The sequence below is a fragment of the Microbacterium sp. CBA3102 genome, assembly GCF_007954505.1.
GTDB classification, from domain to species: domain Bacteria; phylum Actinomycetota; class Actinomycetes; order Actinomycetales; family Microbacteriaceae; genus Microbacterium; species Microbacterium aurugineum.
In genome coordinates, this window is the sequence record NZ_CP042412.1 from 1209410 (window position 1) to 1230967 (window position 21558).

The window sequence follows — 21558 nt, forward strand, 5'->3', positions numbered from 1 at the left end:
CGTGAGCGCCTCGGTGCGGGATCGAGAACGCGCCTCCGCCGGGGGTTTCCGGTGCGGTTTTGATCCCGCAAAGGCCGCGGTCAGCTCTTCGTGAGGTCTTGCGCGAACATCACGAGGATGCCGCTCGGGCCGCGCAGGTACGTGAGCTTGTAGAGGTCCTGATATGTCGCGACGCCGCGGAGCGGGTGGAATCCGTGGCGGGCGGCGATGGCGAGGGACTCGTCGATGTCGTCGACGGAGAACGCGATACGGTGCATCCCGATCTCGTTCGGAAGCGTCGGGTCCGTCTCGATCGCATCGGGATGGATGTACTCGAAAAGCTCGATCTGGCCGCGTCCGTCCGGTGTCTGCAGTACCGCGATCTTGGCGTGGTTGCCGTCGAGCCCGACGGCGGTCGCCGCCCACTCTCCGCTGACTTCGTCGCGGCCGAGCACGGTGAGACCGAGGTCGGTGAAGAAGGAGATGGTGGCTTCCAGGTCGCGGACCGCGATGCCGACGTTCTCGAGGGTGATGGGCATGACGGGATGCTACTCGGGATCGCCGCGCACGTCAGGGCTAGCCTCCGAGTTTCTCGGCGCAGGCGACGCAGTACTCGGCGAACGGCCGTGCCTCCAGGCGGCCGGCGGGGATGGGGCGTCCGCAGTTCGCGCAGAGGCCGTAGGTTCCGGCATCCACCCGGGCCAGCGCATCGTCGACCTGCCGGAGTTCGGATGCCGCGGCCTCGGCGAGTCCGGTCAGGCGCGACCACTCCGACGACAGGGTGACGCCCTCGGGGTCGTGCTCGTCGTCGTCGTTCGAGCTCTCGCGGTCGTGCGTGAGCTCGTCGAGCGTCGCAGCGGTGGCCTGCACGCGCGCCTCGGCCCGAGCGCGCAGTGCGAGCAGGCGATCACGGGCGTCGGCGGTCATTCGACCACTCTAGGCACCGGGGGCTGCCCTCGGCTCGAATCGCGCAACGGGCTCGATACGGCCCCGGGATCGAACCATTCACGCGATTCGAACGGCGGGAGAAGCTACACCGTCGGGGTTCGCGTCGGTACCGAGTCGGTCGTGGTCGGCACGGCCACCGCCTTCATGCCGGGGTGGTCGCGTTCGAGCGCGGCACCTTCCATGTCGACGTTCGGCAGCAGGCGGTCGAGCCAGCGCGGCAGCCACCACGCCGAGCGTCCGAGCAGGTGCATGAGGGCGGGCATGAGCAGCATCCGCACCACGAAGGCGTCGAGCAGCACCCCGAACGCCAACCCGAATCCGATCGAGCGGATGATCGTCGACTCCGAGAAGATGAACCCGCCGAACACCGACACCATGATGAGCGCGGCGGCGATCACGACCGAGCGGCCGGCGCGGAAGCCCTGGGCGACGGCATCCCGCGCCGAGGCCCCGTGCACATACGCCTCGCGCATGCCGGAAGCGAGGAACAGCTGATAGTCCATGGCGAGCCCGAACAGGATGCCGACGAGGATCACGGGCAGGAAGCTCAGGATCGGTCCGGTGCTGTGCAGCCCGATGATCTCGGCGCCCCAGCCGAACTGGAACACGGCCACGATCAGCCCGTAGGTCGCGAACAGGGAGAGGACGAACCCGCCCGTGGCGATGATCGGCACGAGCAGCGACCGGAACACCACGATCATGATGAGCAGGGAGAGCCCGACCACGACCACGAGGTACAGAGGCAGGACTCCCGCCAGGGCTTCCGAGATGTCGATGTTGATCGCGGCCTGACCTGCCACACCGAGGGTGATCCCGTCGTCGATCGCCGGCATCGAGCGCAGATCCTGCACGAGTGTCTCGGTCGACGCGCTGTTCGGTCCCTCCTCCGGCACCACCTGGAACGCGAGCAGGGTGTTGTCGTCGGAGGTCGCGATCGGTGCGACGGCGACCACGTCATCCTGGTCGGCGATGGCCTGCGCGATCGTGACCTGCGTGGCGAGCAGGTCGTCGTCGCTGACCGCGTCGTCCAGGGTCGCGGTGACGAGCAGAGGGCCGTTCGCGCCCGCGCCGAACTGTTCGTCGACGGTCTGGAAGGCGCGGTAGCTGGTGGAGTCGCTCGGCTCGCTCGAACCGTCCGGCAGTCCGAGTCGCATCGACATCGCGGGGATCGCGATGATCAGCAGGGCGACGACACTCACGACGGCGGTGACCACGGCGCGGAGCGTCGACATGCGCTTCACCGGCGTGCCCGCGGCGTGCTCCTCGCCGATCGTGCCGCGCGCGCGACGGCTGAGCAGGCGCGGACCGACGAGGCCGAGGATGGCGGGGGCGAGGGTGATCGCGACGAGCACGGCCACCGCGACGCACACCGCGCCGACCGTTCCCATGAGGCCGAGAAAGGGGACGCCGGTGACGTTGAGGGCGAGGAGGGCGACGATCACCGTCGTGCCGGCGAAGACGACGGCCGTGCCGGAGGTTCCCGTCGCGAGACCGATGGACTCTCGCACCGGGACGCCGGCGAGCATCTGCTTGCGGTGTCGGTTCACGATGAACAGGGAGTAGTCGATGCCCACCGCGAGGCCGAGCATGACACCGAGGACCGGCGTCACCGAGGCCATGTTCACCACGCCCGAGAACGCGAGGGATGCCGTCACGCCGACGCCCACACCGACGATGGCCGTGACGATCGGGAGAGCGGCGGCGAGGAGCGAGCCCAGCATCACGATGAGGACGATCGCGGCGAACGCGAGACCGACAGCCTCTCCGACGCCGAAGATCTCCGGGACGCCCTGTGCGATGTCGGTGCCGAAGTCGACCTCGACGCCGTCGATCGGTGCGGACTCGAAGTGGTCGATCGCGCCCTGCTTCACCTCTTCGGAGAGCTCGAGACGCGGGTCGACGAAGGAGATGTTGACGATGGCGGTCGATCCGTCTTCGGAGACCACGCCGATGCCGTCCGAGAGGGCGAGGAGGGTCGTGCCCAGCTCGACCTGATCGGAGTTCTCGTCCAGTTCGATTCTCTTCGACGCGAGAGTCGCCTGCTGGGCCTCGAGTTCGGCCGCCTGTGCGTTCAGCGCGGCCAGCTGCGCATCGAGGGCGGCCAGCTGCTCGGGGCCGGCTCCGGACTGCTCCGCCTGGGCGCGGGCGGCGGTGAGCTGCGCGATCCCGGCCTCGAGCTGAGCCCTGCCGTCATCGAGCTGGGTCTGGGCCGCATCCAGCTGCGTGCGGCCGTCGGTGATCTGCGCCTGACCGTCGGCGAGCTTCTGCGCCTGCTCGTCCTGCTGCTGCTGCGCGTCGAAGGGGTCGATCACCCGGGCGACGCCGTCGAGGTCCTCCGCGCTCACGGCGAGGTCGGAGATCTCCTGCTTCTGCTCGTCGGTGAACGGCGATCCGTCTTCGGTCCGGTAGACGACGGTGCCCGTGCCGCCGGCGGTGTCGGGGAGCTTGTCGGCGAGCTCGTCGGTCACGGCGCCGGAGGCGGTGCCGGGGATGTCGAAGCTGTTGCTCAGCGTGCCGCCGAGGGTGAGGAAGGCACCGACGCCGAGGCCGAGGATCACGACCCACGAGACGATCACCGTCCAGGCCTTGCGCGCAGCGAACGAACCCAGACGGTACAGCAGTGATGCCACAGTGGTCTCCTTCAGACTCAAAGATCATACGGCACGTCTCGTCTAGGGATCTGTGGCTATCCTGAGTCCATGGTCAACGAGCATCGCAGCGGGCCCGTGCGCAGCACCGCGGCGCGCGAAGCGATCCTCGACGCGACCTCCCGCCTGTTCCACGCCCAGGGGTACGACCGGCTCACGATCGAGGGCATCGCCAAGGAAGCCGGGGTGGGCAAGCAGACCATCTATCGCTGGTGGCCGTCGCGGGGTGCGCTGATCGCGGACTGCCTGGTCGACGGGCGCCTCATCCCCGTCGATTTCGTCGTGCCGGACACGGGTGACCTGTTCGCCGACGTCGAGGCATGGCTGCAGTCGGTCTTCCGAATCCTCGAGACGACGCAGGGTCAGGCGTTGCTGCAGTCGCTGGTCGCCGCCGCCGCGGAGGATGCCGCGGTCGGCGCTCACCTCGGAGGAAGCCTCGGCGTCGAGCAGCATCTCTCCGAGCGTCTGCGCGGCGGGATCCGCGACGGCGAGCTGCCGGAAGACGCGCCCGTCACCCAGATCGGTCGGGCGATCCTCGGGGCGATCATCGTGGAGTCGCTCGGTCGCGAGAGCCACGGACCCGGCGGGATCATCGAGCTGATCCGGTACCTCTTCACGCGCTGAGTCGCGCGTGTGTCGTGCGGTCGGCGTTGAGTCTCAGCCGAGGAGCAGCGTCAGCACCGTCGCGCCGCCACCGGCGAGGATCAGCGCGATGATGACCGTCCACGCGACGATGCGGATGCGCCGGTTGCGCTTCTCGCCGAGGTCGCCGTAGTCCTCGCTCAGGTTGTCGCTCATACGCTGACCTCCGTGACGGTCGGACCGAAGTAGGACGGGAGCGTGGCCTGCGAGCGCTCGCGGAGCTCGGCGACCGAGACGGTGAAGACGCCCTGGACCTCGAGCTTCGCGCCCTCGTCGTCCGTCACGCCGATGCGCATCACCGGGTAGTCGCGTCCCTCGCAGAGGCCGCGGAACTTCACGTCGTCCTCACGGGGCACGGTCACCAGCACGCGGCCGGTCGACTCGGAGAACAGCGCGGATGCGGCATCCACCCCATCGCGCTCGATGATCTCGTTCAGCCAGACGCGGGCGCCGACGCCGAAACGCATGACGCCCTCGGCGAGGGCCTGCGCGAGGCCACCCTCGGAGAGGTCGTGCGCCGAGGAGATCAGCCACTCGTCGCGAGCCGCAGAGAGCAGACCGGCGAGGCGCTTCTCCGCCGCGAGGTCGACCGCAGGCGGCAGACCGCCGAGGTGCTGGTGCACCACGTCCGCCCATGCGGAACCGGAGAGCTCGGTCGAGGTGGTGCCGAGCAGGTAGATGTTCTGGCCCTCGTCCTGCCAGCCGGAGGGGATGCGGCGCGAGACGTCGTCGATGATGCCGAGCACGCCGACCAGCGGGGTCGGGTGGATCGGCACGTCGCCGGTCTGGTTGTAGAACGAGACGTTGCCGCCGGTGACCGGGGTTCCCAGCTCGTAGCATCCGTCGGCCAGGCCGTCGACCGTCTGGCCGAACTGCCACATGACCTCGGGGTTCTCGGGCGAGCCGAAGTTGAGGCAGTCGGTGATCGCGGTCGGCACAGCACCGGTGACGGCGACGTTGCGGTACGCCTCGGCGAGGGCCAGCTGCGCGCCTGCGTACGGGTCGAGCTGGCAGTAGCGGCCGTTGGCGTCGGTCGAGACCGCGAAGCCCAGGCCGGACTCCTCATCGACGCGGATCATGCCGGCGTCGTCGGGGAAGCTCAGCGCGGTGTTGCCGAGCACGTAGTAGTCGTACTGGTTGGTGATCCAGCTCGTGTCGGCGAGGTTCGGCGAGGCGACGATGTCGAGGAACTGCTCGCGCAGCGTCTCCGGGTCGTTCGAGCGGGGGAGGTTCTCGGCGGCGTCCGCCTGGAGGGCGTCGATCCACGTCGGGTAGGCGACCGGGCGGTCGTAGACGGGGCCGTCGACCGCGACCGTCGAGGGGTCGACGTCGACGATGCGCTCGCCCTGCCAGTCGATGATGAGGCGTCCGTCACCGGTGACCTCGCCGAGCACGGAGGTCTCGACCTCCCACTTGTTCACGACCTCGAGGAAGGCGTCGAGCTTCTCGGGCGCGACGATCGCCATCATGCGCTCCTGCGACTCCGACATGAGGATCTCCTCAGCCGTGAGCGTGGGGTCGCGCAGCAGGACGTTGTCGAGCGAGACCTTCATGCCGCTGTTGCCGTTGGCCGCCAGCTCGCTGGTCGCGCAGGAGATGCCGGCGGCGCCCAGGTCCTGGATCGCCTCGACGAGCTCGCCGCGGTACAGCTCGAGGCAGCACTCGATCAGCACCTTCTCGGCGAAGGGGTCGCCCACCTGCACCGCGGGGCGCTTGGTAGGCCCGGTGGAGTCGAAGGAGTCGGAGGCGAGGATGCTCGCGCCGCCGATGCCGTCGCCACCCGTGCGGGCACCGAACAGGACGACCTTGTTGCCGACGCCGGTCGCGTTGGCGAGCTTGAGGTCTTCGTGACGCAGCACGCCCACCGCGAGCGCGTTCACGAGGGGGTTGGCCTGGTAGACGGCGTCGAAGACCGTCTCGCCGCCGATGTTCGGGAGGCCCAGGCAGTTGCCGTAGAAGCTGATGCCGCTGGTCACACCATGCACGACGCGGGCGGTGTCAGGATGGTCGACCGCACCGAAGCGCAGGGCGTCCATGACCGCGACCGGGCGGGCGCCCATCGAGATGATGTCGCGGACGATGCCGCCGACGCCGGTCGCCGCGCCCTGGAAGGGCTCGATGAACGACGGGTGGTTGTGCGACTCGGCCTTGAAGGTGACGGCCCAGCCCTCGCCGACGTCGACGACGCCCGCGTTCTGGCCCATGCCCACCATGAGGCGTTCCTTCATCTCGTCGGAGACCTTCTGGCCGAAGCGGCGCAGGTAGTTCTTCGACGACTTGTAGGAGCAGTGCTCCGACCACATCACGGAGTACATCGCCAGCTCGCCCGAGGTGGGCCGGCGGCCGAGGATCTCCTTGATGCGCTCGTACTCATCGGGCTTGAGTCCGAGGGCCCCGTAGGGCTGCTCCTTCTCGGGCGTCGCGATCGCGTTCTCGACGGAGTCGGGGACGTGCTGGGGGGAAGGTGCAGGGGCGGTGGTCACGCGCACTCCAAGGGAAGGGGCCGGCGGGGCATGTCCAGTCTACCGGCGCGGGTTCGGCGTGCATTGCGGGTGCAATAACGCTCCGGGGAAGGCCGTGTCCGGAGCGTTTTCGATCCCGCCACGGCCGACGGATCCCCTGGAATGGGGGGTGTCGAGAGAAAACCGTTCACATGAACGGTTTTCTGCGCTATGGTCGGTGCACGGCGCAGCGAGGCGTCGCCTGAGCGGGGCAGAGCTGTCCTGTGGAACGGAGCAGAGCACATGAACGACCGTCGAGCCTTCGACCGACGCACCTTTCTCGTGGCCGGGGCGGCCTCGCTGGCGACCGTCGCGATGACCCCCGCGCTCCCCGCTGCTGCCGCACCCGTCGAGTCGCCGGTCGCGGCACCCGCTCTTCTTCGCGGCGGCCTGAACGCGCAGACGCGCCGATTCGACACGCGCCAGGTGCGGGGGTGGGCGGCCGACACCTGGCGGAGCCTCGTCGCGATGACCGACCGGAGCACCGGCCTCCCCGCCGACAACATCACCGAGGGACTCAGCGCCGGGGAGCGCTCCGGCTACACGTCTCCGACGAACATCGGTGGCTACCTCTGGTCGACGCTCGTCGCCCGAGAACTCGGCCTCATCTCACGGGGCGAAGCGACCGGGCGTCTCATCCGCACCCTGAAGACCCTCGACCGCATGGAGCATCACGCCCCGAGCGGCATGTACTACAACTGGTATGACGAAGCCACGGGCAAGGCGCTGCGCACGTGGCCCGATTCGGGCGATGTCATCCATCCTTTCTGCTCCAGCGTCGACAACGGATGGCTGGGTGCCGCGCTGCTCACGGTGAAGAACGCGGATCGGGGCGCGGCGCACTGGGCGTCCAAGGTCTTCGACCGGATGCGGTGGGACGCGTTCTACAACGACAACAGCGACCCCGAGCACCTGGTGCGCGAGGGCGGACTCATCCACGGCGGCTTCTTCCCCTTCGACCACGACCGGCCGGGCGGCGTCTACCGGGGCACGCACGTCGGCGGCGAACCGGTGTGGCTGACCACGCACCACTACGACACCGTGGTGTCCGAGACGCGCATCACCACCTATCTCGGGATCATCACGGGACAGATCCCCGGAAAGCAGTACTACGCGTCCTGGCGCACCTTCCCGGCCTCCTGTGACTGGTCGTGGCACGAGATGCAGCCCGTGGGTGAGAGTCGCACCTACTTCGGTCTCGACGTCTACGAAGGCGCGTACACCTACCGCGGGATGCGCATCGTGCCGGGCTGGGGCGGCAGCATGTTCGAGGAGCTCATGCCCGACGTGTTCGTGCCGGAGGCCCGGTGGGCGCCCGGGAGCTGGGGGCGCAATCACCCGCTGCACGTGCGGGCTCAGCGCGAGCACGGTCTCGACGAGGCCGGCTACGGCTATTGGGGGTTCAGCCCGTCGAGCAACCCGGCAGGCGGGTACCGCGAGTACGGCGTCGACGCGCTCGGACTCAACCCCGACGGCTACCTGTCCGACCAGGAGGGAACGAATTTCGACCCCGGCTTCGGCGACTGCCGGCCGGCGACGAACCCGACACCGACGTACGGAGACGGCGTGGTCACCCCGCACGCCGCGTTCCTCGCGATGATGCACGAGCCGGCGGAGGCGTTCACGAACCTCGTGAACATCCAGCGGGACTTCGACGCGTACGGGCGCGGCGGCTTCTTCGACGCCGTCGCCGTGCGATCGGGCACGGTCGCCCGTCGTCACCTCTCGCTCGATCAGGCGATGGTGATGGGCGCGATCGGCAACGTGCTCTGTGACGGCGTCGTCCGTCGAGGCTTCGCGACGCGGGCCGTCGAAAGCCGGCTCCGCCCGGTCATCGGTATCGAGAGGTTCGGTGCCGGACGCGCCTGAGCAGCGTCCGCCAGGCGTCGACGAGAAGCAAGACCCCATCAGATCGGAAGGCGATCACATGAGAATCAACAAGAGACTGGCGGCGTTCGCGCTCGTCGGCGTGACACTGGCGACATTGACGGCCTGCGGGAGGGCGGATGCCGGGCCCGCGGAGGGCGGAGGAGCGGAGGACATCTCCGACGGACCAGCCACCGGCAGCCTCACCGTCTGGGCCATGGGAGCCGAGGGGGAGAACCTCGACGAGCTGACGAAGACCTTCGAGGAACAGAACCCCGACGTCGACGTCGAGGTCACCGCGGTGCCCTGGGGTTCTGCGCACGACAAGTTCATCGCCGCGATCGCGTCAGGCACCACACCGGACGTGGCTCAGGTGGGCACGACCTGGATGGGCGAGTTCGCCGGCCTGAACGCGCTCGACCCGGTGCCCGCGCAGATCGACGACAGCGTCTTCTTCGAGGGCGCGAACGCCACGAACCTGGTGGACGGCGTCTCCTACGGCGTGCCGTGGTACGTCGAGACCCGCGTCGTGTTCTACCGCACCGACATCGCCGAGGCCGCCGGCATCACCGAGCCGCCGACGGACTGGGACGGACTGCACGACATGGCGGCCGCCATGAAGACGCAGCCGGGAGTGGACTGGGGCATCAGCCTGCAGCCCGGCGGAACCGGTTCCTGGCAGACGCTGCTCCCGTTCATGTGGCAGGCGGGCGGCGACATCACGAACGACGCCCTGACCGAGTTCACGTTCGACTCTCCGGAGAACGCGGACGCGTTGTCCTATTACCAGTCGTTCTTCACCGACGGTCTCGCCGACAGCGCCCCCACCGAGGGCACGACGGAGGCGGACTTCGTCGATGGCCGTGTGCCGATGTTCATCTCCGGTCCCTGGATGATCGGCAGCGTCGAAGCGCTGGGCGGCGAGGGATTCGCCGACAAATACGGCGTCGCGGTGATGCCCTCTGCCCAGAAGGAGGCCTCGTTCGTCGGCGGCTCGAACCTCGGCGTGTTCTCGAACACGAAGAACCGGGATGCCGCGTGGAAGCTCGTGCAGTTCCTCACCGAGGAGGAGACCCAGGCCTCGTGGTTCGACATCGTCGGCGACCTGCCTTCCGTCAAGGGGGCATGGACGACCGATGCATTGAAGTCGGATGAGAAGCTCGCCGTCTTCGGGACGCAGCTCGAGACCGCGAAGGCACCGCCGTCGATCACGACGTGGGAGCAGATCGCGACGAGCCTCGACGCGCAGGTGGAGGCCGTCACCAAGACCGGGTCGGATCCGGCGGAGGCGCTCCGAGCCGTGCAGCAGGAGGCGACATCGATCGGGTTCGGCGGCGAATGACCGTCGCCGCTCGGCAGCCTCGCTCGGGTCGAAGCAGGAGCTTCCGCTCGAGCGAGGCACGGGCGGGCCTGATCCTCGCCCTCCCCTTCTGCCTCCTGTTCGGGGTCTTCACCGTCTGGCCCGTGTTCCAGTCGATGTTCATGAGCTTCACCGATACTCGGGTGACCGACATCAAGACTCCGTTCAACGTCGGCTTCGTCGGCCTGGACAACTACGCCAAGGCTCTCGGAGACCCGCTGTTCCTGCGCGCCGCCACCAACACCGCCGTGTTCGTGGCGGTCGGGGTCCCGCTGACGATAGCGGTGGCGCTGCTCGCGGCCGTCGTGCTCGACAAGGGCATCAAGCGCTTCCGCAACTTCTTCCGGGTGGGCTTCTACACACCCGTGATCACCAGCATCGTCGCGGTCGCGGTGGTGTGGAAGTTCCTCTATCAGCCGGACAACGGTCTCATCAACACCGTGCTCGGATGGGTGGGGATCGACGGGCCGCACTGGCTCGGAGACCAGCGCACCGCGCTGGCCTCGCTGATCGTCATGGCTGTGTGGCGGAACTTCGGCACCGGGATGATCATCTTCCTCGCGGGCCTGCAGGCTGTGCCGCCGTCGCTCCTGGAGGCAGGCTCCCTCGACGGCGCCGGTGCATGGAAGCGCTTCTGGCACATCACGTTGCCGACGCTGCGGCCGACGATGCTGTTCGTCGTCGTCACCACCACGATCGGCTATCTGCAGTTCTTCGAGGAACCGTTCGTCATGACCGATGGCGGTCCGCTCAACAGCACCCTCTCCGTGTCGCTGTACACCTACCGGCAGTTCGGATTCGGCAACTTCGGGCTGGCGGGCGCGATGGCGTACATCACGTTCATCGTCGTCATCGTCGTCACTTTCATCCAGTTCCGTGTGAGTAGGGAGAAGAGCTGATGCGCGCATCCCGGAACCGGGTGTGGATCTACATCGCGGTGATCCTCGCTTTCGTGATCGTCGTGATGCCGTTCCTCTGGATGGTGCTCGGCGCGTTCAAGACTCAGGGCGAGCTCCTCGCGTCGCCGCCGACCTGGTGGCCGGCGAACCCGACGTTCGACAACTTCGTGCGTCTGTTCGAGCGGCTCGACTTCGGACGGTTCTTCTTCAACTCGGCGACCGTGGCCGTCGTCGTCACCACGGGCAACATCCTCTTCTGTTCGATGCTCGGGTACGCACTGGCGATGCTGGACTTCCCGGGCAAGAAGGCGATCTTCATCGCGGTGCTCGGCACGTTGATGATCCCGGGGCTGGTCGTGTTCATCCCGCAGTTCGTCCTCGTGGTCAATCTCGGACTCGCCGACACGCTGACGGCGTTGTTCATCCCGTTCCTCGCCGGCGCGTTCGGGGTGTTCCTGATGCGACAGTTCTTCCTGGGCACTCCGCGCGACCTCCTGGAGGCGGCGCGACTCGACGGCGCGGGGGAGTTCCGGATCTTCTTCCGTGTGTACCTGCCGCTGGCGGGCCCCGCCATCGCCACGCTCGCGACCCTCACCTTCCTCGGCTCCTGGAACAACTTCCTCTGGCCGCTCGTCGTCGCCAGCAGTGAGAAGACCTACACGCTGCCGGTCGCGCTGTCGCTGGTGTCGACGGGGCAGAACGCGACGGACTTCGGCCTGCTGCTCGCGGGTGCGACGGTCGTCGTGCTGCCGGTCCTGGTCGTCTTCCTCTTCTTCCAGCGATTCATCATCGAGGGCATCGCCACCAGCGGCATCAAGTGATCGTCGCCGCGCCGCCCACACCCCAGAGAGATTGAAGGAAAGTGCACTACTCCCTCCCCGTCATCCGAGCGCAGTTCACGTCGGCAGGAGCCCTGGGCTCTCTGCAGGCCGGGCCCCTCAGTCTGCTGCAGTATCCGGCCAGCGAGCTCGAACCGGGGCCGCACCAGGTCTGGCTCCGGTTCCGCAGCGCGGAGGGGGTGCACGCGCATCCGCTCACCGGTCCCGCGTGCGAGGGCCGGGTCGCTCGCGGTGACGGCTCGGCGCTGGTCTCGGGGACGACCCGCGGAGTGGAGTGGCAGGTGTGGTGGGAGCACCCCGCAGACGGTGTCGCCGGCTGGAGCGTCCACCTCCGCAACGCCGGGTCCGAGCCGGTCGCGCTGGACGTCGTGCACCTGATCGATCCGGCATTGACCGCGGCCGAGAGCCTGCGTGAGAACGAGTTCTACGTGTCGAACTACCTCGATGTCCAGCCGCTCGGCGAGCCGGAGGTCGCGTGGCTCGCCGTCCGGCAGAGCATGCCGGGATCGAGGAATCCGTGGATGGCCGTGGGGAGCACCGAGCGGGTGGTGGGGTGGTGCACGGATGCCCGACAGCTGGCGTTCCCTGACGGAGGACTCGATCTCTCGCGGGACCTTCCGTCCCGCCGCCTGCAGGGCGAGCACACGTTGCTGGGCCTGCAGACGGAGACTCGGACGCTGGCGTGCGGCGAGACCCGTGCGTTGAGGTTTCCCGTCGTGGTCGTGGACGACCATCCCGGCCGGACGGACGCGAGTGACCTGGCGTTCGTGGAGGGGATCGATGGAGGAACGCCGTGGCGAACGGAGCCGCCGCAGCTCGGACCCCTCACCGCCGTCGTGCCGACGCTCTTCAGCCCGGTGCGCACGGCGATCGTCGAGGACCTGTCCGAGGAGGACTTCCTCGCGGTGGGCGGCGCGCACGCCGAGGGGGTGGAAGACGGGCCGGACGGCGCCTGGGCGTACTGGGCGGGCGGCCGCCACGTCGTGTCCGGCCCGAAGGAGCGTGCCGTGATGCGTCCGCACGGTCACATCTCGCGGGTGTCGGCGGGCCCGCATCCCGCTGATCTCACGGTCGCCTCCACCGCGTGGATGGACGGTGTCTTCGCCTCTCAGCTCACGATCGGGCATGCCAGCGCTGCGCCGCTCCTCTCGGTGCGGCGCAGCGCCGTCGGGCTCAAGCGCGCGGATGGGCTGCGGCTCTTCGTCCGCGGAACCACCGGCCCGTGGCTGATGCTCGGCACCCCGAGCGCGTGGATCGTCGACGGCCCCCGGGTCCGCTGGGTCTATCGGTGGGATGGACGGCGCATCGAGGTGGTCAGCACGCTGACCCTGCGGGAGTTGATCGTCGAGGTGGAGGTCGTCGAAGGCCCGCCCATCGAGCTCCTCGTATCGGCCCATGCCGATGCGGTCACGGCCTCCGGAGAGGACGGCTCGCTGTTCGCCGACGGCCGCAGCCGTGACGACCGGTGGCGGGCGAGCGTCCACCCCTCGGGGACGGTCTTCCGGCACCGCATCGTGCTCGTCGATCAGGCGGACGCGGGTGAGCGGGGGGCGCTGTGGCGTGCTCCCGAGCTTCACGGCGATGACGAGAGCATCCGCCGCCTGAACCGCATCCTGCCGTCGTTCGTCGCGGACGCGGCCGTTCACTACCAGGCGCCGCGAGGGCTCGAGCAGTTCACGGGCGGCGCATGGGGTACCCGTGACGTCAGTCAGGGACCGGTGGGACTGCTCCTGGCCACCGACAGTCCGGCAGTGCTGCGCGACGTGCTGCTCACGGTGTTCTCCGCGCAGCAGACCGACGGTGACTGGCCCCAGTGGTTCCAGTACCTCCGTGACCACCGTGCACCCGGGCATCGGGACAGCCACGGCGACGTGGTCTATTGGCCGCTCCTGGCGCTGGGGGAGTACCTGGAGGCGACGGGGGACGACGGCATCCTGCACGAGCGGGTGTCGTCCGTCGGGACGGACGAGCTGTCGCCGCCCTCATCGATCCTCGAACACGTGGAGGCGGCGTTCGGACGACTGGCCTCACGCCGCAGCGCCGACCCGCGCCTGCCTGCCTATGGGCACGGAGACTGGAACGACGCCCTTCAGCCCGCCAGCCCCGCCCTCGCGGCCTCGCTGTGCTCGACCTGGACGACCGAGCTGGAGATCAAGGCACTCGAGACGCTCGGACCCCGTCTCGCCGATGCCGCCCCCGAACTGGCCGACCAGATGGCGTCGCTCGCGGCCGGCACGCGCAGCGCGTTTCGCGAGCGCCTCCTCGTGGACGGGGAGCTGTGCGGGTACTCGATCATCACCTCGGACGGACTCGAGCCGCTCGTGCACCCCGCGGACGACCGGACGCACATCGGGCACGGATCCCTGCAGGTGATCCACGCGATCGGCGACGAGCTGCTCACCCCCGAAGAGGCCTCGCACCACCTAGCCCTCGTCGACCGGCACCTCGAGGGCCCCACCGGCATCTACCTGTTCGACCGGCCCCTTCCCTATCACGGTGGGGTCACGCGGACGTTCCTGCGGGCTGAGGCGGCATCGTTCTGGGGGCGCGAGATCGGGCTCATGTACTCGCATGCCCACATCCGGTGGGTGCAGGCGCTGCTGCGACTCGGCTTGGCGGAGCGGGCGTGGACGGCGTTGCAGCTGCTGATACCGCAGGGGGTGCGATCGGCTGTGCCCGGAGCCGCGGCGCGGCAGTCGGATTGCTACTACTCGTCCTCCGATGCGGGGTTCGCCGACCGCTATGAGGCGCAGGAGCACCCGGACCGTCTCTTCGATCCGGAGTTCTCGTTCGAGGGAGGGTGGCGTGTGTACTCGTCCGGGCCGGGACTCATCCTGCGGATCCTGGTCGAAGAGGTGCTCGGATGCCGGTGGACCGTGCACGGGCTCCAGGTCGACCCCGTGCTCCCCGGGGTGTTCGACGGCTCCTCGGCGCAGATGCGGTGCGGGGGCAGAGACGTCATCGCGACCTACCGGGTCACGGGGGAAGGGCACGGTGTGCGGCGCGTGCTGCTCGATGGACGCCCCGTCGACACGACCCCTGTGCCGCGACGATACCGGCGGGGCGGGGTGTTGATTCCGCGCGCGACCTGGGAGGCGCAGGAGGCCGGCGAGGTGCGCCTCACGATCGAGGTGGGCTGATCCCTGTCACCCCTCCGCGGCGGGCGATTCCTCCGGCGCATCCGACGGGAGGAAGTATCCGCGCACGAACTCCTCGAAGAGCGGCACCATGTCGACGGACTCGTCGAGGAGCCACTGCAGCTGGATCCCGTCCATCACCGCACTGATCAGCCGCCCCGCGAGGTCCGGGTCGAGGTCGGTGCGCACTTCGCCCGCCTCCTGCGCCCGGCGGAGGAGGTCCCCCGCCCGGTCGGCCGCGGAGCGGTAGCGGTCGACGAACTCGTCGTGCAGGGGGTGATCCGGGTCGGAGGCCTCCGCCGACACGATCGCATACAACGATGCGAGGCCGCGGGATGACTGGTTGTGCGCGACGACCTTGCCGGCCTGATCGATGAGCGTGTGCTCGGCGGGCTCTCCTGCGGCTCCGCGGACGGTCTCGTCGCGTTGGTGCAGCACCTCGGCGAAGAGTTCCTCCTTGTCGGCGAAGTGGTGCATCAGTCCGGACTGAGTGAGCCCGACCCGCCGAGCGATCTCACGCATCGAGCTGTTTCGATACCCGGTGCGCGAGAACAACTCCAGCGCTTCGTCGACGATCGCCTGCCGCCGCGCCTGGCCCTTCGCGTAGCCTTTGCGCTGCTCCGCCGCGGTTCCCCGCTGCTCCGTGTCGCCCTTGTCCACCGCTGCGCTCCCGCCTCGATACCCGACTCAAAACCTAACACCCGAACGGCTTTGCAGTGGTCGCCCGATGCCGCGGTTCACAACTCAGGAAAAGTCGCGCCGATTCAGCCCGCGGGGGCCGATCCGGGCAGGAGGACTGCGCTCTTCCTGAGTTGTGAACGGCTGTCGCGGTGAACAACTCCTCAAAGACGGGGTCGCTTCGGTCTGCAGTCGGCCATCCGGCGTCGAACACGCACGTTCTTGAGGAGTTATGCACGCGGCCGCGCGGAGACCGTCACGCGGGCGGCCACTGCGGATGCCGGGCCACGGCCACGCGTGCGGCGAGGTCCGTGCGGACGGGGGAGGACACGGCGTCGAACCCGAGGGCATCGGCCCACCCGAGCGCCAGGAGTGCGTGTCCGGCCGCGTTCGGGTGGAACGCGTCGTCGAGCAGCCCCCACGCCATGTCGTCGTTGCCGGGGCCGGTCCCCTCGGAGAAGGCGGTGAACACGGCGTGCTGGTCGACCAGGATCACCGCTTCGCGCGCGGCCACGTCACGGATCACCTGCGCGAACTCGCCGATGCGGGCGCGGTCGGGTGCGTGATGCAGGTCCACGGTCGGCGGGGTCTGCAGCACGGGGATCCCGCCGTCGTCCCGGACGCGCCGGACGACCTCCGTGATCGAGGCCGCGAACGCCGTCGGCTCGATCACGGGGTCGAGCCATTGTGTGGTGCAGTCGTTCGTGCCGATCATGAGCGTGACGACGTCGGGCCGCCAGTGCGTCACACGGCGCGGGAAGTCGCCGAGGATCAGGTCGGCCCGCCATCCCGTGATCGCCGTGTTGAGCACCGTGTCCTGCACCCGACCGGCATCACCGCGGATCAGCTCGTGCAGGTGATCGACGTAGTTGCGGGCGCCGCGGGTGTGGATGAGGCCGTGCGTGATCGAGTCGCCCGTGAACACCCAGGTGAGCGGTGCTCCGGAGGCGAGCAGCCCCCGAAGCACCGGAAGGTCATCGGTCATCCGGTGACCTTCAGCTGCACGTCGATGAACCGCGGACGGTAGATCGAGGCGTCGTCGTACACGTCGCCGACGTTGTCGAAGGTGTTCACGTTGTACGACACGAGGATGCGGTTGCCGTGTCGCAGGTTCGGGTGCTCGTGCGCGTTGTAGGTGAACACGTCGGGGTCTGCGTAGCTGCCGAGCGCGCCGGTCTCCGGGGTGCGGTAGAGCTCGACCGGATCGGTGAACGGCCCGGTCGGCGAGCACGAGGTGCGCGCGACGATGCGGGTGCTGAACAGCTCGGAGGTGTCCTGCGTGACGAGCAGGTAGCCGTCGCGGAACCGAGCCACGCTGAACTCGTTCGCCACATACGGCACCACGGGCACGGCATCGGCCTCGGACGCCGACCAGCTCGAGCCGTTCCAGTAGGTCCACGTGCCCGTGAGGCCGTCTCCGCCCTGCACCTTGGCGACGTAGGCCGAGCGCACCCCGCCGGGGTCGGCGATGCCGTAGACGTAGGTCGTGCCGCGTTCCTCGAGCGTCCACGATCCCCAGTTGATGCCGGTCGCGGAAGGCAGATCCACGATGCTGTCGAGCTGCAGCGTCCGCCCGTCGAGCGTCGCGAGCCGGTTCGCGGTCCACGCGAAGTCCCATTGGCCGGTGCCGGTGCGCGCGAACTGCAGCAGCGGAACCTGCACGGTGCCGTGACGGCCGGGCGTCGGGTCGCCGATCCAGTACCACTCGCCGTCGGGCTCGGGCGGGATGATGCCGGCCGGGTCCTCCGGCGTGCCGCCCGTGATGGTCGTGAGGTCGCCGCGGCGGTCCTGCACCACGACGGAGTTGTTCACGAAGGGCGAGTCGGTGGGGCGTGATCCGTCGGGGTTCACCGTGCCGAGGAAGGTGTCCGAGAAGAACCAGCCGGTCTTCCCCTTGCCGAGGGGCAGCGAGTAGGTGCTGTCACCGCCGGTCCACTCCCCACCGGTGTTCCCGTAGGTGGTGAACGTCTCCGTCAGATCCTGGTTCACGCTCGCCGTCGCCGTGAGCGTCTTGTCGACCAGCGAGCACTGCCCGTTCCCGTTCCCGTTGCCGTGTCCGTGCCCGTTGCCGTGCCCTCCGCCGGCGGGGACGGCCGCGCTCGCCGGGGCGGCGAACAGGGCCCCCGCGCACAGGGACGCGACGGCCAGGCCGGCCGCGATCATGCGTCTTCTCATCTCGATCACTCCTTCGTGTTCGTGTGGGTACTGCGTGGGGTCGGGGCTCAGCCCGCGGTCTCGGTGATGCCTCCGGAGGCGTGGATGTCGTAGTGGCGCTCGCCGACGCGCAACCCGCGCAGCACCGCCTGCGGGTCGAGCGCGGCGACGCATCCCGCGGCGCGCACCGTCCCGTCCGCGGCGACCGAGACGCCGAACAGGGCCTCGATCACGAGCTCGATCCAGGCGCCGGATGAGGAGCACGACCAGTCGATGATGTACGGCAGCTGCGGCGGGGCTTTGCGGGCACCGCCGTTGATCCCGGGCACGGCCTCCTCGACGAAGTGCGCCTGCCCCATCGGGCCCTGGTTCGCGGTGCGCGACAAGCCCTCGACCCAGGAGGTGAGCACCTCGGGGGCACCGAGGGCGGCGAGCGCGCGACCGGCATCCGCAGGCCAGGCGGGGTAGGCGCCGTTCCACTGGTGGTCGGGGCGCGGACTGTAGCTGGCATCGGCATCCCACGGGGAGAGGGCGCGCATCCAGTTGTCGGTCTGCAGCTCGCGCTGGAAGAACGAGACCATGTCGTCGCGCACACCGGGGGTCAGGTCGTCGGCGATCGTGGTCCCGACCACGCTGAAGTCGTAGCAGTGCCGGACCGGGAGCTGCGTGCCGTCGGGCTGTCCGGCGGTGAAGATGCCCTCGCCGGGGACGTAGCGCGCGATCACCGCGGGCAGCAGGGCCTCGGCCTCGGCGCGCAGGTCGGCCGCGGAGGCGCTGTCGCCCTGGAGCTCGGCGAGCGAGGCCGCCGTGCGCATGCTCCACACGTTCGCGGCATTGAGGCTCGCGACCTCGTGCGTGTACGAACTCACGCACTCGAGCAGGTTGTCGATCTCTCCGTAGTCGGCCAGGGGTGTCCCTCGGCGCAGGTCCTTCCAGGCGGTCGCCCATTCCCGGACGGATTCGGCGACGGTCTGGCCGCCGACGACCTCGTCGAGGAACGCCGTGTCCCCGGTGAAGCGCACATAGTCGTGCACGAGCCGCGTCATCGCGTAGTCGTTGACGGAGTACCACCGGCCGACCGGTCCGCCGGTGAGGGACGAGGTGCCGAAGTGCGAGTGGATGTCGAGGGAGATCCAGTGCCGCAGCTGGGAGCGCATCTCGCCCGGGTCGAGCAGTGCGTGGCTCACGGAGCTCAGGCTGTAGTCCCAGATGAACGTAGTGGTGCCCCAGTAGTTGGGCATCAGGGTGTCGTACGAGCGCCCGAGCACGTTGCCCGCGAAGTCCCGACGGAACCAGATCACGCCCAGAGCGGCCCACCAGTACAGGCGCCGCAGCGGAGCGGAGGTCGTCTCGAGCACGGGCAGCGCGCCGGAGAACTCTGCGTCGTCGGGGTCGAACGCGGCGTGCAGCTGGCGGTTCCAGAACTCCTCGGCATCGGTCACCGCGCCGGGGACGTCGGCCGTGACGAGGTCGAAGGTGCGGGTGGCGTCGGCCGCGGAGGTCCCGATCGCCTGCACGTATCCGGTGCGGCTGCTTCCTCCGGCCGGCACGGCGAGCGACACCGTGAGCTCTCCACCGCGGCCGTTGCCTCCGATGCCGGCGTCGAAGGCGTCCGGCAGCTCGGCGACCCCGCTCAGGGCGGCGGATCCGCCCACGATCCCCTGCACGCTCCACGCCGTGCCCTCCGCCGAGGAGAACACGAGGCGCTCGCCGTCGACGGTCGCGGTGTCGCGCTCCGAGGGGGACTCGGCGTCGAGCCAGGCCGTGTCCGAGCGGGTCGCCCGAGCGGCGGCCGAGAGTCCGAGTCGCACCACCCTGTCCATCGCCCCGGTGTTGCGCACGACGATGTCGATCGCGACCGCCGTCCTCCCCGGCACGCACACGGTGGTGGTCTCGATCTCCAGGTCGCCGACGGTCGCCCGCCGCACCACCCGGTCCGGACGCCACTCGTGCGTGACGGGCGCTCCGTAAGAGGCGAACAGTCGGCCGTCCACGAACAGCACCGTCGTCTGGGTGAGTCCCTGCGACACGGGTGGGAACTGCACGGCGCTCACCGCGGTCAGGTCGTGGTCGACGCGCACCGTGCCGAGCATGTTGGTGAGGCCCGTCGGCGCGATCATGTCGTCGAAGTGGTGGGTCACCGCATCGGCGGCGAGGTCATCGACGGTGGGGATGAGGGGATGCATGATGCCTTTCGAGGGGCGGGAAGCGTGCCGGGTCAGTACTGCCCGAGCGCGAGGCCCTTGGCGAAGAAGCGCTGCGTGCACAGGAACAGCACCACGGTGGGGAGCGAGACGAGCACGGCCGCGGCGAGCACGACGGACATCTGCGCACCGCCGTAGGTGCTCTGCATGCCGGACAGGGTCGTGATGATGGGGCGGATGTCGTCGGACTGGCTGAGCGTGAGGCCGAGCAGCAGGTCGTTCCACACGAAGGTCGCCTGCAGGATGAAGATCGCCACGAGGGCGCTCGACGCCATCGGCAGGTACATGCGCGTGAAGATGCGCCAGGTGGTGGCACCGTCGAGCACCGCGGCCTCGAACACGTTGTGCGCGACGCCGGTGAAGAAGTTGCGCATCACGAATGCCGAGAACGGGATCGAGATCACGGTGTAGATCATGATCATCCCCAGGCGGGTGTCGAACAGGCCGGTGCGGGAGTACGCGTCGAACAGCGGCAGCAGCACCATCTGCAGCGGGAACACGGTTCCGCCGAAGATCACGACGAACCAGAGGAAGCCGCGCTTGAGCCGCAGGGCCACGATCGCGAACCCGGCGGCGGCACCGACGAGCACCGCGATGGTCGGCGAGACGATCGAGTAGATGAGGGTGCTCACGATGCTGTCGCCGATCCCCGAGAGCTCCAGCGCCTGGCCGAAGTTCTCGAACAGGTGGAAGTCGGTCGGGATCCAGGACTCCTTCGAGGTGAAGGTCAGCGGGTCCTTCATCGCGTTCACCACGAGGAGGTATGCCGGCAGCAGCCACACGATCCCCAGGAGGACGAGCACGGCCGTTCTGATGATCTTCGACATCACATCTCCTTCTTCGGGGAGAGCTGCTGACGCAGGTACAGCACCGAGGCGATCAGGGTGATGACCGTCAGGAACACGGCGATCGCGGAGCCGAGTCCGTAGTCGCTGTTCACGAAGGTCTCCTTGTACATGGTCAGCGCCAGGGTCTCCGAGACCGTGCCCGGTCCGCCCTTGGTCATGCCCCACACGATGTCGAACGTTTTCAGGCTCGCGACGATCGAGAGTCCGACGACCACCGCCGTGAGCGGACGCAGCATCGGCCACAGGATGCTGGTGAACAGGCGCGGGCCGCCGGCACCGTCGATGCGTGCGGCCTCGAGCGGTTCCTTCGGGATCGCCTGCAGTCCGATGGTGAACAGCAGCGCGTTCACGCCGACGCCCTGCCACGAGGAGGCGATGATCATGACGATCGTGTTGAGCGGAGCATCCAGCAGCCATCGGGGCGGGTCCGTGATGCCGAACGCCGCGAGCGCCTGGTCGAGCGCGCCGCCCGAGGAGAGGATGAACGACCACACCACGCCGACGCCGATGCCGGAGAGGGCGTAGGGGATGAGGAAGGGGAGGCGCAGCCAGATGCCGCCGCCGAGGTTCCAGGTGAGCAGAGCGATCGCGAGACCGATGCCGACCGGGATGATCAGGGTGCCGATCACCCAGAGCACGGTGTTCAGGGCCGAGCCCACGAAGTCGCCGTCGGTGAACATCTCGACGTAGTTGTCGAGGCCGATCCAGGTCGGGCTGCCGAGCCCGTTGTACTTCGTGAAGCTGAGGAACACCGTCCACAGCAGCGGGAGGTAGAGCAGGACTGCGACCAGGATCACGCCCGGGGCGACGAAGCCCCGGGCGGACCACTGGTACGGCGTCTTCTGGTGCGCCATC

17 protein-coding genes are annotated in these 21558 nt (G+C 68.8%); 6 read left to right on the forward strand and 11 right to left on the reverse strand.

Annotated features, from left to right (window positions below; translation table 11 throughout):
- Window positions 1-80: 80 nt before the first annotated feature.
- From FGL91_RS05860 to FGL91_RS05870, 3 genes are all read right to left on the reverse strand, one after another.
- Window positions 81-518: a VOC family protein gene (locus tag FGL91_RS05860; RefSeq protein ID WP_131493042.1), complete on the reverse strand. Its 438-nt coding sequence runs from the start codon at window positions 516-518 to the stop codon at window positions 81-83.
- 37 nt (window positions 519-555) lie between these two features.
- On the reverse strand, window positions 556-906 hold the full coding sequence (locus FGL91_RS05865) for a TraR/DksA family transcriptional regulator (RefSeq protein WP_131493044.1): 351 nt from the start codon (window positions 904-906) through the stop codon (window positions 556-558).
- Between the two features lie 104 nt (window positions 907-1010).
- Window positions 1011-3557: an MMPL family transporter gene (locus tag FGL91_RS05870; protein ID WP_153243335.1), complete on the reverse strand. Its 2547-nt coding sequence runs from the start codon at window positions 3555-3557 to the stop codon at window positions 1011-1013.
- Between the two features lie 69 nt (window positions 3558-3626).
- Here FGL91_RS05870 and FGL91_RS05875 point away from each other — a divergent pair, with 69 nt between their 5' ends.
- Window positions 3627-4199, forward strand: coding sequence for a TetR/AcrR family transcriptional regulator (locus tag FGL91_RS05875; protein ID WP_131493047.1), 573 nt, complete (start codon window positions 3627-3629; stop codon window positions 4197-4199).
- A gap of 33 nt (window positions 4200-4232) precedes the next feature.
- Here the strand turns inward: FGL91_RS05875 and FGL91_RS18885 are convergent, their stop codons facing one another.
- Together FGL91_RS18885 and purL are read right to left on the reverse strand one after the other, a co-directional pair.
- Window positions 4233-4373, reverse strand: a complete 141-nt coding sequence (locus FGL91_RS18885; protein ID WP_165875457.1) for a hypothetical protein — start codon at window positions 4371-4373, stop codon at window positions 4233-4235.
- Complete coding sequence (gene purL, locus FGL91_RS05880; protein WP_153243336.1) at window positions 4370-6700, reverse strand: phosphoribosylformylglycinamidine synthase subunit PurL; 2331 nt, start codon at window positions 6698-6700, stop codon at window positions 4370-4372. The genes FGL91_RS18885 and purL overlap by 4 nt, the downstream gene beginning before the upstream one ends.
- A gap of 261 nt (window positions 6701-6961) precedes the next feature.
- On the opposite strand from purL, the gene FGL91_RS05885 reads away from it, so the two are divergent.
- Genes FGL91_RS05885 through FGL91_RS05905 form a run of 5 tightly spaced genes read left to right on the forward strand, consistent with a single transcriptional unit; the run spans window position 6962 to window position 14822 of the window.
- Window positions 6962-8587: a glucoamylase family protein gene (locus FGL91_RS05885; RefSeq protein ID WP_153243337.1), complete on the forward strand. Its 1626-nt coding sequence runs from the start codon at window positions 6962-6964 to the stop codon at window positions 8585-8587.
- A 58-nt stretch (window positions 8588-8645) separates the two neighbouring features.
- A complete protein-coding gene (locus tag FGL91_RS05890) occupies window positions 8646-9926 on the forward strand; it encodes a sugar ABC transporter substrate-binding protein (RefSeq protein ID WP_153243338.1) in 1281 nt (426 codons plus the stop codon).
- Window positions 9923-10843, forward strand: coding sequence for a carbohydrate ABC transporter permease (locus FGL91_RS05895; protein WP_081997053.1), 921 nt, complete (start codon window positions 9923-9925; stop codon window positions 10841-10843). Before FGL91_RS05890 ends, FGL91_RS05895 begins: the two co-directional genes overlap by 4 nt.
- Complete coding sequence (locus FGL91_RS05900) at window positions 10843-11664, forward strand: carbohydrate ABC transporter permease (protein WP_047523687.1); 822 nt, start codon at window positions 10843-10845, stop codon at window positions 11662-11664. Before FGL91_RS05895 ends, FGL91_RS05900 begins: the two co-directional genes overlap by 1 nt.
- A gap of 41 nt (window positions 11665-11705) precedes the next feature.
- On the forward strand, window positions 11706-14822 hold the full coding sequence (locus FGL91_RS05905) for a cellobiose phosphorylase (protein WP_153243339.1): 3117 nt from the start codon (window positions 11706-11708) through the stop codon (window positions 14820-14822).
- A gap of 6 nt (window positions 14823-14828) precedes the next feature.
- Here FGL91_RS05905 and FGL91_RS05910 read toward each other — a convergent pair whose 3' ends face one another.
- The 6 genes from FGL91_RS05910 to FGL91_RS05935 all read right to left on the reverse strand — a co-directional run bounded on the left by FGL91_RS05910 (window position 14829) and on the right by FGL91_RS05935 (window position 21557).
- Window positions 14829-15479, reverse strand: coding sequence for a TetR/AcrR family transcriptional regulator (locus tag FGL91_RS05910; protein ID WP_153243340.1), 651 nt, complete (start codon window positions 15477-15479; stop codon window positions 14829-14831).
- A 274-nt stretch (window positions 15480-15753) separates the two neighbouring features.
- Entirely contained in the window at window positions 15754-16482 is a 729-nt protein-coding gene (locus FGL91_RS05915) for an SGNH/GDSL hydrolase family protein (protein WP_153243341.1), read from the reverse strand.
- Complete coding sequence (locus FGL91_RS05920; protein WP_194239320.1) at window positions 16479-17672, reverse strand: DUF4185 domain-containing protein; 1194 nt, start codon at window positions 17670-17672, stop codon at window positions 16479-16481. Before FGL91_RS05920 ends, FGL91_RS05915 begins: the two co-directional genes overlap by 4 nt.
- A gap of 47 nt (window positions 17673-17719) precedes the next feature.
- The gene (locus FGL91_RS05925) at window positions 17720-19837 is read right to left on the reverse strand and encodes a hypothetical protein (RefSeq protein WP_227991925.1); all 2118 of its coding nucleotides are present in this window, start codon (window positions 19835-19837) and stop codon (window positions 17720-17722) included.
- Window positions 19838-19869: 32 nt separating this feature from the next.
- On the reverse strand, window positions 19870-20682 hold the full coding sequence (locus tag FGL91_RS05930; protein WP_047523681.1) for a carbohydrate ABC transporter permease: 813 nt from the start codon (window positions 20680-20682) through the stop codon (window positions 19870-19872).
- A complete protein-coding gene (locus tag FGL91_RS05935) occupies window positions 20682-21557 on the reverse strand; it encodes a carbohydrate ABC transporter permease (RefSeq protein ID WP_047523679.1) in 876 nt (291 codons plus the stop codon). Before FGL91_RS05935 ends, FGL91_RS05930 begins: the two co-directional genes overlap by 1 nt.
- Window position 21558 lies beyond the last annotated feature (1 nt).